The organism is Lentzea alba (assembly GCF_011067745.1).
Taxonomy (GTDB): Bacteria; Actinomycetota; Actinomycetes; order Mycobacteriales; family Pseudonocardiaceae; genus Lentzea; species Lentzea alba.
Window position 1 is genome coordinate 17,248 of record NZ_JAAMPJ010000007.1, and the last position, 13,926, is coordinate 31,173.

General features: G+C 66.6%; 14 protein-coding genes and 3 pseudogenes. 5 read left to right on the forward strand and 12 right to left on the reverse strand.

Annotated elements, in window-relative coordinates; all coding sequences use genetic code 11:
• Positions 1 to 15 precede the first annotated feature (15 nt).
• Complete coding sequence (locus G7043_RS25005; RefSeq protein WP_166050179.1) at positions 16 to 714, forward strand: class I SAM-dependent methyltransferase; 699 nt, start codon at positions 16 to 18, stop codon at positions 712 to 714.
• On the opposite strand, the gene G7043_RS25010 is transcribed toward G7043_RS25005, so the two are convergent.
• The 3 genes from G7043_RS25010 to G7043_RS25020 are packed head-to-tail and all read right to left on the reverse strand — an operon-like array spanning position 711 to position 3,619.
• A complete protein-coding gene (locus G7043_RS25010; protein WP_166049466.1) occupies positions 711 to 1,712 on the reverse strand; it encodes a DUF3068 domain-containing protein in 1,002 nt (333 codons plus the stop codon). The two genes, G7043_RS25005 and G7043_RS25010, sit on opposite strands and share 4 nt — an antisense overlap.
• The gene (locus G7043_RS49970) at positions 1,697 to 2,863 is read right to left on the reverse strand and encodes a glycosyltransferase family 4 protein (protein ID WP_166049467.1); all 1,167 of its coding nucleotides are present in this window, start codon (positions 2,861 to 2,863) and stop codon (positions 1,697 to 1,699) included. Before G7043_RS49970 ends, G7043_RS25010 begins: the two co-directional genes overlap by 16 nt.
• A complete protein-coding gene (locus tag G7043_RS25020; protein ID WP_242642652.1) occupies positions 2,864 to 3,619 on the reverse strand; it encodes a glycosyltransferase in 756 nt (251 codons plus the stop codon). It lies immediately after the preceding gene.
• 569 nt (positions 3,620 to 4,188) lie between these two features.
• On the opposite strand from G7043_RS25020, the pseudogene G7043_RS25025 reads away from it, so the two are divergent.
• Positions 4,189 to 4,669: pseudogene (locus G7043_RS25025) on the forward strand (IS3 family transposase); the annotation flags it as partial.
• Positions 4,670 to 4,701: 32 nt separating this feature from the next.
• On the opposite strand, the pseudogene G7043_RS25030 reads toward G7043_RS25025, so the two are convergent.
• Positions 4,702 to 4,953, reverse strand: a pseudogene (locus tag G7043_RS25030) (integrase core domain-containing protein); the annotation flags it as partial.
• 35 nt (positions 4,954 to 4,988) lie between these two features.
• Between G7043_RS25030 and G7043_RS25035 the strand changes: the two are divergent.
• Positions 4,989 to 5,348 carry a glycoside hydrolase family 15 protein gene (locus G7043_RS25035; protein ID WP_166049470.1) on the forward strand — a complete coding sequence of 120 codons (360 nt, stop codon included), beginning with the start codon at positions 4,989 to 4,991 and terminating at the stop codon, positions 5,346 to 5,348.
• A gap of 60 nt (positions 5,349 to 5,408) precedes the next feature.
• Here the strand turns inward: G7043_RS25035 and G7043_RS25040 are convergent, their stop codons facing one another.
• The 7 genes and pseudogenes from G7043_RS25040 to G7043_RS25070 all read right to left on the reverse strand — a co-directional run bounded on the left by G7043_RS25040 (position 5,409) and on the right by G7043_RS25070 (position 9,686).
• Positions 5,409 to 5,561, reverse strand: a complete 153-nt coding sequence (locus G7043_RS25040) for a hypothetical protein (protein ID WP_166049471.1) — start codon at positions 5,559 to 5,561, stop codon at positions 5,409 to 5,411.
• A gap of 46 nt (positions 5,562 to 5,607) precedes the next feature.
• A complete protein-coding gene (locus G7043_RS25045; protein ID WP_166049472.1) occupies positions 5,608 to 6,303 on the reverse strand; it encodes a DUF4389 domain-containing protein in 696 nt (231 codons plus the stop codon).
• 169 nt (positions 6,304 to 6,472) lie between these two features.
• A complete protein-coding gene (locus tag G7043_RS25050) occupies positions 6,473 to 7,534 on the reverse strand; it encodes a fatty acid desaturase family protein (protein WP_166049473.1) in 1,062 nt (353 codons plus the stop codon).
• A 76-nt stretch (positions 7,535 to 7,610) separates the two neighbouring features.
• On the reverse strand, positions 7,611 to 7,994 hold the full coding sequence (locus G7043_RS25055) for an HPF/RaiA family ribosome-associated protein (protein ID WP_166049474.1): 384 nt from the start codon (positions 7,992 to 7,994) through the stop codon (positions 7,611 to 7,613).
• Positions 7,995 to 8,023: 29 nt separating this feature from the next.
• Positions 8,024 to 8,164, reverse strand: a pseudogene (locus tag G7043_RS25060) (acyl-CoA desaturase); the annotation flags it as partial.
• A gap of 29 nt (positions 8,165 to 8,193) precedes the next feature.
• Positions 8,194 to 8,460: a hypothetical protein gene (locus tag G7043_RS25065; protein ID WP_207311710.1), complete on the reverse strand. Its 267-nt coding sequence runs from the start codon at positions 8,458 to 8,460 to the stop codon at positions 8,194 to 8,196.
• Positions 8,461 to 8,546: 86 nt separating this feature from the next.
• A complete protein-coding gene (locus G7043_RS25070; protein WP_207311711.1) occupies positions 8,547 to 9,686 on the reverse strand; it encodes an AI-2E family transporter in 1,140 nt (379 codons plus the stop codon).
• Positions 9,687 to 10,426: 740 nt separating this feature from the next.
• Between G7043_RS25070 and G7043_RS25075 the strand changes: the two genes are divergently transcribed.
• On the forward strand, positions 10,427 to 11,299 hold the full coding sequence (locus G7043_RS25075; protein ID WP_166049476.1) for a calcium-binding protein: 873 nt from the start codon (positions 10,427 to 10,429) through the stop codon (positions 11,297 to 11,299).
• A 231-nt stretch (positions 11,300 to 11,530) separates the two neighbouring features.
• Positions 11,531 to 12,163 carry a hypothetical protein gene (locus tag G7043_RS25080; protein WP_166049478.1) on the forward strand — a complete coding sequence of 211 codons (633 nt, stop codon included), beginning with the start codon at positions 11,531 to 11,533 and terminating at the stop codon, positions 12,161 to 12,163.
• 18 nt (positions 12,164 to 12,181) lie between these two features.
• Here the strand turns inward: G7043_RS25080 and G7043_RS49470 are convergent, their stop codons facing one another.
• Complete coding sequence (locus G7043_RS49470) at positions 12,182 to 13,498, reverse strand: hypothetical protein (RefSeq protein ID WP_166049480.1); 1,317 nt, start codon at positions 13,496 to 13,498, stop codon at positions 12,182 to 12,184.
• Positions 13,499 to 13,926 lie beyond the last annotated feature (428 nt).

The following is a 13,926-nucleotide window of genomic DNA, read 5'->3' on the forward strand; positions in this document are numbered from 1 at the left end:
ACGCTGGACCGGTCGATCCGCCTGTTCAAGGCGTTCCGCAACGAGCAGACCGACCGGGACACCTTCTACCGGTTGCTGGCCGAGGACTCCGCACGGCAGGTCGCCGAGTTCACCTCCCTCGCCGGCCGGAGTCTTCTCGACGTCGGTGGCGGCCCCGGGTACTTCGCCGACGCGTTCCGCGCGGCCGGCGCCTACTACGTCGGCCTGGATCCCGATGTCGGCGAACTGTCGGCCCGCGGCGAGTACACCGAAGGAATGATTCGGGCCAGTGGCACGCGATTGCCCATCCGAACGGCCTCAGTGGACATCTGCTATTCGTCGAACGTGCTGGAGCACGTGGACGAGCCGCGCACGATGCTCGACGAGATGGTGCGCGTGACGAAGCCCGGCGGGACGGTGTTCCTGTCGTTCACGCCGTGGTACTCCCCCTGGGGCGGCCACGAAACCTCGCCGTGGCACTTCATCGGCGGCCACTACGCCCGCCGCCGCTTCCGGGACAACCACGGCCAGGAGCCCAAGAACCGTTACGGGGAAAGCCTTTTCGCGGTGTCCGTCGGCTCGGCGCTGCGCTGGGCACGGAACCACCCGGAAGCCGACCTGGAACGCGCACTTCCCAGGTATCACCCGTGGTGGGCGACCTGGGTCGTGCGGGTTCCGGTGCTTCGCGAGGTCGTGTCCTGGAACCTCGTGCTGGTCCTGCGGAAAAAACCTTAGGCGGTACGGCGGCGGCCGGCGAGCAGCAGGACGATGCCGGCGGCCAGCAGGACGCCACCCACGATCCACAGGATCACCGGAAGGCCAGTGAGCAGCCACAGCTTGGACTTGTTGTCCCCGGCCACCCGCACGTTGGCTTCGACCGTCTTCTTGTTGAGCTCCAACGTTCCGTCGAACACCGCGGTGCCCTGACCCGAGTTCTGGTCCGAGGTGCGCAACTCCTGCTTCACCGACTGACGCACCTTGATGAGCGCGCCGGTGTCCGGCTCGACCCACAGCGTCTTTTCCGCCTGGTAGTACAACCTGACCGAGACGGTCGGTTCGGGCTTGCCGACCAGCGAGCCGGGCACGTCCCGGCCGTCGACGTCGGTGGGCGGCACGGACTGCTTGAACCGGTACACCGACAGGCCCTGCAGTTCCTCCTCACCGTCGAACTTGGCGTCCACCGGCTTGCCCACCCCGCTGTCGTACCAGGGGTAGGTCCGCTTCTCGGTTTGGAAGGGGAACTTGAAGTTCAGTCCGGGGAACTGAACCTGGCCGCGCGCGCCACGGATCTTCGTGTCCTTGCCGTTCTCCGACTTTTCCTTCTGGAGGTACTGCGTGGTGCAGGGCGCGACGGCCTCCGCGGTGAACCGGTCCAGGCACAGCTCACGCACGCTCGCGCTGAGCGTCCGCTCGTCCTTGTCCTCCGTGATGCGGTTGGTCTCGACCCACGTGGTCACGCCGTTGTCGGCCTGGACCTCGGGCGCCCGCAGGTCACCGGAGACGGTCGTGATCGACGTCAGGCTGAGGTCGCGGCGGATCTCCGGCAGGGCCTGGCCTCCGTCCTTCTCCACGTAGACGAGTGCGGTGATGCCGCTGCCCTGGGCCACCGCGGTCGTCTTGGGGTCGTGCGGGATCTGGGCGAGGGCCGGATAGGCGTAGAACCGCAGCAACAGCCCGGTCGCGATCCCGAACACGCCGAGTCCGAGCAGGACGAAGGTCACACCGCGTCGCAAAGGTCCTCCTCAGGAGATGGGCCGTCGACGCGGCCCGTGGTTGAACTGTCGAGCAGGGTGGACACCATGGCGACGAACATCCGTCCGCTGGTGGCCCAGTCGAAACCGGCGGCCCAGGCCCGGCACGCGTCGGCCATGGCCGTGGCGTCGTCGGGGCGGGCCAGCAGCGTGAGGGCGTCGTGGATCGCGCCGCCGACGTCCTCGCCGTCCCGCACCAGCCAGCCGGTCTCCTTGTGCCGCACGGAGTCGCGCAACCCGTCGACCTCGCGGCAGACGGTCGGGACGCCGTGCGCGGCCGCCTCGATCACGGCCAGTCCCCAGCCTTCGCCGTCCGACAAGGTGACGTTGAGCCAGGATTCCCGCAGCAGAGCGCTTTTCGTCGAGTCGTCGACGAAACCGTGCACCACGACGGAATCCGCGAACGGTGCCGCGGCCTTGCGCACCGCGGCTTCGTCCGGTCCACGGCCGATCACGTGCAGGCGCAGACCGGGCCAGTGGCCGCGCAGCGTGCCGACGATCTCGATCAGCCGGTCGACCCGCTTGTGCGTGACGAGCCTGCCCAGGCACACCAGCGAGGGGTGCGAGGAACGTGTGCCGTCCGCGGACGGCGGGTGGTCCGTGCCGTTGGGCACCACGAAGATCCGGCCACGCCAGGCGAGGCGCTCGCGCATCGCGCGCACGGTGGACCGCGACACGGCGACCGTCACCGCGTGGCGGTAGACCCTGCGCGCGGCAGGACCTTCGAGCCAGCGGCCGATCCGGGCCAGCCACGGCGGGAAGTGCACGGCGAACTGGGCGTCGTGCACGTGGTGCACCACCAGCACGACCTTCGTCCACCTGGCGACCACCAGGGGGCTGAAGAAGGGGATCCCGTTCTGGCAGTCGATCACCAGGTCGATGCGGCTTCGGTTGCGCAGCAGCCACAACAGCGCCCAGAAGTACACCGTCCACCGGCCGCCGCGACGCACGGTCGACTCGTCGCCGCCGCTCTGCCCCTCCCCCTTGGCCGTGAGGAAGGTGACCTGCGCCCCGGCGGCGGTCATCGCGTCCGCCATGCGGGCGGCGTATTCCTCGGCGCCACCGGCGTGCGGATGCCCGCGGTCGCGCCAGTTCACCACTACCACCCGCGCACCGTTGAGCGGTGGTCGCACTCAGGCCACCTCCGCCACGGATGTCATGACCGGGGCGACGGCGGGCGTCTTCTCCGCGCCGAGGATCGCCCGGATCCTGGCGAGCGCGGCGAAACTGCGGTAGCCGTCCCGCATCGGGCGGAACGTGGACCCCGGCACGTCCCTCCAGCTCACCGGCAGTTCGACGATCATCGCGCCGATCCGTTGCGCCCTGGCGAGCAGTTCGACGTCGAACGCCCACCCCGGTGTGCGCAGCGGCCGGAAGATCGCGTCGGCGGTGTGCCGGTCGAAGAACTTGTAGCCGCACTGGGTGTCGCCGACGCCAGGCACGATCGTGTTGGCCGCGCGCCGAAAGGCCCACGCGCCTGCCCGCCGGACCTGGTTGTGCCTCGCACGCACGATCGAGTTCGGGTGCGCCCGCGATCCGACGACCACGTTCACGCCGGTGCTCAGGAACCTGAGCGTCGGCGCCAGCGCTGCCATGTCGGTCGCCAGATCGGCATCGCAGAAGCCGACGTAGTGGCTGTCGGTCCGCAGCACTCCGGTCCGCACCGCTGCGCCCTTCCCCGGCTGGGCACAGCGGATCAGCCGCACCGGGATCGATCCGGACCGGTGCTCGCGGGCGACCTCGCCGCTGCGGTCGGTGCTGGTGTTGTCGACCACGACGATCTCGCACGGCTCACGGATGGCCGCGAGCGCCACCGTGAGCGCGGACAACGTGGCCGACAGCCGTGACTCCTCATTGCGCACAGGCACGACAATGGAAAGCAGTGTCATGTCTTCGCCGTTGTTCCGGGCGCACAGAACCCAGCATGGTGTCGCAAGAGTCCTCCCATGACGTGACGCAGGTCTCAGGACGGCGAAAGTTACCCAACGGTAGTTCCCTGGAAATAGAAGGGAAGTGTGATATGTGTCACATACCCTGCCGGAGTGACAGACACCTTCGAACTTTGTACCGTTCAGCGCCAAAAATTGAGCTGGACGGGCTAATCAGATGAGCGATGACCGGATGGGCTTCCCTCGCCGAACAAAGATCCCGCGAAGAACCGCCACGTGCCAGGCGGGAGCATCGTCGATAGACGAAGAACGCAGGTCAAGTCATCTGAATGGATCTACCGACATGTCGAAGTAGCAGGTCAGGCGATCCTGGTACCACAAGTCCACGCACTTGACGTCGCCATCCCAGGCGTCAGTTGCGTATCGGTTCAAACAAGGTCTCGACCACAAACACGAAGAAGACAGCCGCCCGATTTAAATAGTTAATGGATACAGTCAGTTCCGTAATAAAAGCAAGGAATTCGGCCACCTCACGATCAACGTGTCCATTCACGGGTGAGCACCCGGCCCGTGACCAGGAGCTGACCGGGAAGATCAAGCGAGTACACAAGGACAACTACGACGTCTACGGGGCGCGCAAGGTGTGGAGGCAACTGAACCGGGAGGGCGTCGACGTGGTCCGATGCACCGTCGAGCGGCTCATACGCGAGAGCGGGCTGCGTCAACGAGCTGCGGGTCGCGGACATCACCTACGTGCGCACCGCCGCCGGCTGGGTCTACACGGATCTGGCGCTCGACGCGCTGCAGATGGCGATCTGGTGCCGCCTGAGAACCGGCGCCGACCTGGCCGGGCTGGTGCACCACAGCGACCGCGGAGTGCAGTACCGGGCGGTGCGCTACACCCAGCGCCTCGCCGAGGCCGACGCAGTCGCATCCGTTGGCAGCAAAGGAGATTTCTACGACAACGCCATGGCCGAGGCGTTCAACTCGTTGTACAAGGCCGAACTCGTCCGCAACCGCGGGCCATGGCGAGGCATCGACGACCTCGAGGGGTCTGCTGCACGAGTAGGTGACAGTGGTAGTCACGCAGCCTGACTGACTGGCGTGGCCATGATTACCTCGTACTCGATCGGGGTCAACCTGCCGAGAGCAGCCTGGCGCCTGCGACGGTGGTAGGAGCGCTCGATCCAGGTCACGATCGCGATCCGCAGTTCCTCGCGAGTGGTCCAGGTACGCCGGTCAAGAACATTGTTCTGCAGCAACGCGAAGAAGCTTTCCATGGCAGCGTTGTCGCCCGCGGCGCCGACCCGGCCCATCGACCCGGTCAGCCCGTACGAGCCAGCGCGCGGACTTCACCTACGGCCGGGTGATGAGCTGGATCGCATTCGACCGGGCGATCCGCATCGCCAAGAGCGAGGGCAAACCCACGCCACTGCAACGCTGGCGCTCGCAACGCGACCGCATCTACGGCCAGGTGTGGGAGCAGGGTTGGGATCACCGCACTGGAGCGTTCGTGCAGCGGTACGACTCGCAGGTCCTCGACGCGTCGCTGATGCGAATGGCACAGGTGGGGTTCCTGGCGCCGCGAGACCTGGTGTGGCTCGACGCTCTCGGCGCGATGGAGTCGCTGGTCAACGCAGGCTGGTGCGGCGCTACGACACCGAGGCGGCACCCGACGGACTGCGCGGCTCCGAGGGCTCGTTCTCGTTGTGCACCTTCAACTACGTGACCGCGCTGACGTTGTCCTGGCAGGCCCGCAAGGCACGGCTGGTGTTCGGAAGATGCTGACCTACGGCAACCACGTCGGACTGCACGCCGAGGAGATCGCGGTGACCGGCGAACAGCTGGGCAACTCCCGCAGGCGTTCACCCACCTCGCCCTCGTCGACGCCGCGGTCACCCTGGACGAACAACTCACTCGCGACGGGTCTCGGGGAAGTCATGTCTGAACGCTGACCACAACCGACCAGCTCTGGTGGCGAGATCGAGTCACGCCGGGTCGGGCGCGATCGTCGCCGCGGCAGGCTCGTCGCCGCCGGTGTCCAGGCGGAACGGTGGATAGGTGTCGGTCATCAGCCCTGCGTAGGCGGCGACCCGCAGCGCCCACCGGTCCATGCCCAGCAGGAAGTCGAACAGTCCCTGCGGGTAGCGGCCGGTGAACAGCAGTGCGACCCCCGCGAACAGCGCGATCAGGCTGATCAGGCCGCCGCCGGAGTTGTACACGCGCTGGCCCGCCTCGTACGCGGCGTAGCTGGTGCCGCCGAGGAAGACGCCCACGATCACGTAGTGCGGAACCGCGAGCAGCCACCAATTGACCAGCACCAGTCCGCGGGAGAGGTGTTCGGGGTAGGCGACGTCCAGCGTTGCCGGGTAGCCGGGGTCGGCACCCAGGCTGAACGGCGGGTACCTGTCGGTGGCCAGTGCTCCGTAGGTGTAGTAGGCGACGCGCCACGTCCAGCGCAGCACTCCGACGTTGAAGTCGAACAGGCCGCGTGGATAGCGTCCGGTGAACAGGATGGAGAAGAAGGCCACCACGCTCACGGCGAAGAACGCGAGCCACAGGAAGGCGAGCACCACGTAGTGCGGGATCGCCAGGAACCACTTCACCAGCCACAGCCAGCGGCTGAGTCCGGGGTCCAGCGTCGCGTGCACGCGCAACGGATAGGCCGCTGTTGCCGTCGTCATCTCGTCCTCCTGGAGGATCGGTACGCCTTCGGGTGATCTCACTCGGCGCAACAGTCCTTTTAGGACAAGAAGAAGCCCCGGCGTCACCACCGTCACACCGGGGTCCAGGGCTCTTGGTCATGACACTACGCCGGTGCGCGAGGAAAAGCGCCACCTCGTTCTGAAACGTTCAACTCCGGCCGGGGAGAGCGAGCCTCAGCACGCGCTTCCACACGCTGATGGTCTGCTGCAGCAACGGCCCGGTGTTGTAGGGCAGGCCGAAGCGTTCACAGAGTGCGCGGACTTTCGGGGCGATCTCCGCGTACCGGTTGCTCGGCAGGTCCGGGAACAGGTGGTGCTCGATCTGGTGGCTGAGGTTGCCGGTCATGATGTGGAACAGCGTGCCGCCTTCGATGTTCGCCGAACCCGAGAGCTGGCGCAGGTACCACTCGCCGCGGGTTTCGCCGTCCAACTGGTCCTCGGTGAAAACCACTGTGCCGTCGGGGAAGTGGCCGCAGAAGATGATCGTGTGCGTCCAGGCGTTGCGGATCACGTTCGCGGTCAGGTTCGCGAGCAAGGTCGGCAGGAACGACGGGCCTGACAGCAGCGGGAACGCGACGTAGTCCTTGACCACCTGACGACCGGCCTTGCCGAGGACACCGCGCAGCTGGGTCAGCGCCTCACGCCAGCTCTTCTCGCCGCGCCACACACGTTCGAGCTCCACGTCGTAGATCGTGATGCCCCACTCGAAGAACATCGCGAGTGCCAGGTTGTAGAACGGCTGCGCCAGGTAGACGGGATGCCACGGCTGCTCCGGGTGGATGCGCAGCGCGCTGTAGCCGATGTCGCGATCCTTGCCGAGCACGTTGGTGTAGGTGTGGTGCACGAAGTTGTGCGAGTGCTTCCACGCCTCTGCCGGAGTGGCGAAGTCCCATTCCCAGGTGGCGGAGTGGATCTTGGGGTCGCACATCCAGTCCCACTGACCGTGCAGGACGTTGTGGCCGATCTCCATGTTCTCGAGGATTTTGGCGGTGGCCAGCGCCGTGGTGCCCGCGAGCCAGGCGGGCGGCAGGATCGAGACCAGCAACAGCGCCCGGCCGCCTGCCTCCAGGCTTCGCTGGACTGCGATCACCTGCCGGATGTACCGCGCGTCGCTTTCACCGCGGGCGGCTATCACCTCGTCGCGGATCTGGTCCAGCTCACGCCCCAACTCGTCGACGTCGCACTCGGTCAGCTGTTCGGTCGTCGTCATCCCGTGTCCCTCCAGGTAGCCCCCTTCCGCCACCCCAACCTACGCCTACGTAACCGTAGGTGCCGGTCGCGTCGGCCTATTCGTGCTCGGGCAATCGGGGCACCAGCCTCAGCGTGCGGTTCTCGCGCGGGTCAGGGCGCGACCTGGCGACGTCGAGCTGCCGAATCAGCTCGTCGCCGACCTCGCCCAGTGCTGTGGACAGGTCGCGCTCCGACGACGTGGCGATCAGGTGCAGGCGAGGGCGACAACTGATCCAGCATTCCAAGGTGACTCGCTGCCCGGTGCCCTGACGGTCCCTCAGGCTGATTTCGAGGTCGACCTCGTTGTTGCTGAACAGTCGAAGCTGCGGACCGAGCGCGGCCAGACTTTTGGACACCCAGCCGCGCTCGGTTTCGAGGAAACCGGAGGAGAGGTGCAGGCGATCGGCGATGGCTGACGAGTCTGCGGAAGTTTCGGGCATTCGGTTCCAGTCCTCTGTGAAGTGTCGCGTCAGGAGGTGATGGTCTTGAGGTTGCGGGCCAGCCGTTCCGGCTGCGGCCACCGCACGTCCGTGGCCCAGCCGAGCTTCTCGAAGAGCCAGATCAGCCTTGCGGAGACGTCGATCCGGCCGCGACGGACGCCGTGGTGTGCTGGTGCCAAGACCGCTGTGTGTTCGCAGCTCAGGCGCGGGCATGCGGGTACTCCGACGACCGGTGGTGAAGCGAGAGGATGTCGAGGTTCACGATGGTTCCCTCACGGATCTCGATGGCGTGCCGGATGATCTCGCTGGTGTCCCAGTCGCCGGTGAGCACCGAACGCAGGTGCGGGAGCAGTGCTTCCCTGATCTCCCAGGTCGCGGAGTTCCACAGGTAGGACGGGCCGTGGTCCTGCCGTGGCCGCGCGCCGGCTGGGAGGAACCGCAGTCGCTCGGCCGCTCGCCGTCGCACGGTAGACGAGTTCTCATCCACGCCGCCCGTAACGCGAGCACGTCGACACTACCTGTGACGGCGGCCGTCGCGCCGATGCCACCCTGTCACGAGCGTGGTTCCTCGTCGGGCGCCAGCAAGCGTCCACTGTGGATTGCCGTTGGCGAAGTGGTTGCCCTGGCCGCGTTTCCTTGGATCTCGGCGTCCATGACCGCGGTTGGCACCGCATCCGGCTGTCCACTGCGGTGGTGCCAGATGTCGCGCAGGATGACTTGGATGACGCCGGCGACCGGGATGGCGAGCAGTGCGCCGAGTATTCCGGCGAGTTCGGTCGCCAGCAGCAATGCGACGAGCACGGTCAAGGGGTTGAGCTTGACCGTCCTGGAGAAGATCACCGGTTGCAGCAGGTGGTTCTCCAGCTGCTGGTAGACGATGAAGAAGATGACCACGGTGATGGCCGCGGGCAGCGAGTGGATGAGTGCGGCGACCCCGGCGACCACCGCGCCGAGGGTGGCGCCGATCAGGGGTATCAGGTCGGCGATCGCAACGAACACCGCGATCAGTTCGGCGAACGGTACTCCGAAGATCTTGAGCACGATGTAGGTGAGCACGCCGCAGATCGCGCTGATGAGCAGGTTGCCCGAGATGTAGCCGGTGACGGTCTTCGTGCAGTCGCCGCCCACGCGGCGGATGCGCTCCGCCCGCCGCGGCGGGAACAGCGCGAGCGTCCCCTCGATGACCTTGGGGCCTTGCAGCACCGCGAGGTAGGCGATCACGAAGATGGAGATGGTCGCGACGATGCCGGTAACCGCACTGCGAAACAGGCCCAGCGCCGGGGTCCCTAGACCGGTGGCGAACTCCCGGATGCGTTCCTCGTTGGCACGGGCGAACTCCAGCGCGTTCGTGCGCTCCAGCAGAACACCGACCGGTCCTCTGCCGGCACGTGCGTCTGCGATCATGTCCGGCGACGCCGCCGCCAATCGTGTGCCCTGCTCGGCCAACGGCACCGCGAACAGCGTGAGAATGCCGCCGAACGCCAGCACGACCACGAGGAACACGATGAGCGTCGCCAGCGAGCGGCGGCACCACCTCACATGGCTCTGCAGCCAGTTCACCGCCGGATAGAGCGCGACGGTGAAGACGACCGCGATGAGCATCCACACCAGAACTCGCTGGACGTGCATGACGAACACCACGGCCACGACCGTGGCCAGGGTCAGCCCGATGGTCGCGAGGATGGTTCGCACAGGAACCTGGTAAGCGCGCCGGCTTGGCACAGTGCCATCACTCCCGTTCCGGTCTTCCGGCGACCGTTGTCGGGCAACACCGAGGACAGCGCCAGTCCGGCTTCCGACGCGCGAAGTGCTCTCGGCACCATCGAACGTACGCCGGCGGACCGTGCGCCGCTTTTACGGTCCGCGAGTCCGGCTGTCCCTCATCAGGCGGTCGTCGGCTCAGCCGTGACAATGCCGGTGAGCGCGTTCGTCGACGGTACTCATCAGATCGTGCCTCCACCGGCCGCCGCGGCGGCGATCGAGATGCGGAACAAGTCAGTGGCCGGCGAGAGCGAGCGTTCCTGCGCGCCGGAGTGGAAACGCAAGTACTCCGCTCGCCTGCCGAGTGGGCGGATGCGGTCACGGACGCGCCGAGCACAATTGTTGAAACTGCCAGGAAGAATTGACGGCGAGACGAACATCGAGAACGGACACTACTGATCAACCGCTCCCGCCCGGCGATCTTCCTTGATCACCAGCAAAGCCCGTGAGGCAGGCGAATTCCAGGCCGCGAAGAAACATGCACTTCACATCGCCCTGAACAGCCGTTTTGATGCGGTCACGACAATTATGCGCCATACGGGGCCATTTGGGGGACTGCGGTATCGGCCACGGCGAACGAAGGAGTAGATTGCGTGTCGTTACCCCGGACCTCGGTGACGTGACCTGCTCCACGACGAACGTGGACACAGATCATGAGCCGAGGTTTTTGCGTGCACAAGTCGCCGCACAGCCCGTTTTTACAGGGTTACCCGTGCGTCGCCCAGACAATTCTTTTCCCGCTGGCACGTCCGTGCCGCGCGGCTATGACCAATCGCATTTCGGGAAATGAAAACATGAGGATCCTACACAGTCAGATCCGCCGGGCAATCGTCGCCACACTGGCCGGAGTCCTTGCGGTCCCGGCCTTGTGGGCAGTCGCCCCGCTGACCGCCCACGCCGCCGTCAACTGCGTCGTGAGCCCCGGCGTGACCCAGACCGACACGGTCGTGACCGGAAGTCCCGGCAACGACACGATCGACTGCGGCGGCACGAACCCCGCCAAGACGATCAACGGCAACGGTGGCAACGACACAATTACCGGCTCGGACTTCGACGACACGATCAACGGCGGCGACGGCAACGACACCCTCACGGGCGGCACCGGCGCCGACACCCTCACCGGCGGCCTGGGCATCGACACGATCTCCGGCAGTGCCGGCAACGACACCCTCATCGGCGCTTCCAACGACGGCAGCCAGGACAGTCTCGACGGTGGCCTCGGCATCGACACCTGCCAGGGACCCGCGCCGGACCCCGACATCCACGCCAGCTGCGAGAACACGAGCACCCCGCCGGCATCGGGCCCAGGTTCGGGCACGGCAAACGCAACCGAGCTGTGCATCGCAACCGGCGGCACGCTTTCCCTCACCGTCAACCCGGTGGGATACGTCTGCGTGTTCAACCCCCTCAGTCCAGCCAACCGCCGAGTCCAGGAGGCCCGCGGCATCTGCACCGGAGCCGGGGGAACGTTCGTGAACCTGCTCCCGCTGAGCTACGCCTGTCTCCTACCGACAACGCCACAAGCCATCCGCCGCACGAGCTGATCCAGTCGCTCGTCACGCAAACGTCCGCCGGGTAATACGGCCGCATGTAGGTCAGGTCGAGTTTCCTCGGCCTTGCAAGAAGGGTGCTCGTCCGAACCCCCGTACGCCCTGAGACGTACGGGGGTTCCTTCATGATCGAAATCGCCCAGAACGACGTCAGCCGAGCGGACCATGCACAGCAACAGGAAAGGCAAGCAACTGCTACTTGTCCACACCGCCGTAGCCTCCGTAGTGGCCGTCAGCGCCTTCGCGTTCATCCAGCAGAACGCCGCGAACGGCGCGGTCGGCTCGCCCGAGTCCGTCGCCCACGCCACGGTTCCCGGAACACAGATCGGCGTTCTACCGCCCGGCGAAACAGCGTACGTCACCCTCTGGTTGACGAACCCGCACGCCAACGTGAAAGCCGAACTACAGCCCATCTCCGCCGGTGACGTCGTCATCGACACCGTCGCGAACCCCTCCGACAAGGCCTACTGCCATGGCCAGGTCGAACTGTCCACCGTCGGCGCGGACCCCCATCTGCCCACCCTCGCGAAGCAGGAAACCAACCACCCGCACAAAATGATCGACGCCGTGAAACTCAAGGCCGAAACCGACTTCCGCTGCCAGGGCATGACCTACCACACCATGTGGTTCGTCCACCTCAAGGCCGTCCACCAGATGCACGAGCGGCGGAGCCGTGCCACAGCGCGACGGTCGACCCGTAGTCAGCACAACGAACTCGATGGTTCCACCACCGCATCGACAGCCGCGGCCGTGATGGGCGACCGGATCGGGACCTTCTGGACGCCTGAGCGCTCTCGGTGTCCACGAAAGGCGGCGGCACATCACCGGTGTTGCCAGCGATGTGCCGCCGCCGGTTGACACGGCTGCTCCTGCTGGTCAGCAGGTGCAGATGCCGCCGTTGTTGATTCCGGCGACGCCGTTGCCGCCTGCGAGGCCGCTGGCGCCGGATGAGGTGGTGATGGTGTCCAGTCCGTCGTTGATGGTTCCGGAGTTCCCGAGACCGCCGGCACCCGCGGCACCACCGAGGCCGCCCGGACCGCCGGGGCCGCTGCAACCGGTGCCGCCGTTACCTCCGCCGGCGCCGTTGCCGCCCTTGCCGCCGGTCGCGGTAATGGTGTCGACGCCGGTTCCTCCGGTGAGGGTGCCGGAGTTCCCGATCCCACCGGCACCGCCGGCACCACCAACGCCACCGGCGCCGCCGGGCTGGACAGCCGCCGAGCCGTTGCCGCCCTTGCCACCGACGCCACCGTTACCGCCGAGCCCTCCGTTGGCCTTGAGCGTGTCGGCACCGGCACCACCGCTGATGGTTCCGGAGTTCCCGATCCCACCGGCACCGCCGGCACCGCCGACGCCCCCGGCGCCGCCGCCGTGACCGCAGCCACCGACGCCACCAGCCGCACCGGTACCACCGGCACCGCCGTTGGCGGTCACGTCGTCCAGACCGGGATCGGCGAGAGCGCCGGTGAAGATGCCGGAGTTTCCGACGCCACCGGCCGCACCGGCGCCACCGATACCCCCGGCACCCGCGCCACCGGCGACGAGGGCGCTGTTGCCACCGGAGCCACCAAGACCGCCGTTGCCGCCCCTGCCCGCGGTGAGGGTGACGATGTCGTTGCCGGCGCCACCGGTGATGTTCCCGGCGTTGCCGACGCCACCGATTCCGCCGTTACCACCGGCGCCACCCGCGCCGGTGGCGAATCCGAGCCCGCCCTGGCCGCCGTTGCCACCGTTACCGCCGGCCCCACCGATAACGATGATGCTGTCTGTGCCCGCACCGCCGTCGATGACTCCGGAGGTGCCCACGCCGTTGCCGCCGACGTTTCCGACACCGCCGTTACCGCCGGCGTTGCCCGCCGGGGTGCCCATAGTGCCGTTGGCTCCCGCGGGGCCGTTGGTACCCGCGGTACCGGCGACACCGGTGACCCTGATCGTGTCGTTACCGGCGAGTCCGTTCACGGTGCCGTCCACGGCACCACCGGTGATCGTGATGATGTTGTTCCCGCTGGTGCCGTTCAGGATCTGACCGGCGGGGATCCCCGCGGTGCAGGTGAAGTTGGCGCCGCTTTGGGTACATCCCGGCGGCAGCGCCCACGCCTGCGCGGGAACCAGGAGAACAAACCCCGCCGCCGTGCCCAAGCCGATCAGGGCCCGGCCGGCCCGGCCTGCCGTACTGATGCGTGCTGTCGATCTCATGATCAACCTTCCACCCGTGAAGGCGTCCGGGACTGCTGCCACGGACCTGCGAGGTGGCGTGATGACCGGGGTCTGGAGTCACTGCCCGGTACCGCATAAATAACAGCACTGGATCAACCAACACCCTCGACATGGCCAACCCTTCGCGCCTTCAACAGAGCTGGCAATGCAAACCATGACACGCCACCCGCACGTGATACGAGATTCCCGCCGATGCCAGCAGAACAAGGTCGACCGTAACCGACTGTCATGTCCCACTACGGCGTAACCACTCACATGCCAAATACATGAACATTCAAATTCAACAGGCAAGGCCCACATCGGCGAACATCAAGAACAGCCGCAGTTGATCTGCCATGAGCTTCCGGCGATCTAGGTGCAATATCATCATTGCCACACAAAAGAGGATGACGTCGAAACCTTCATGT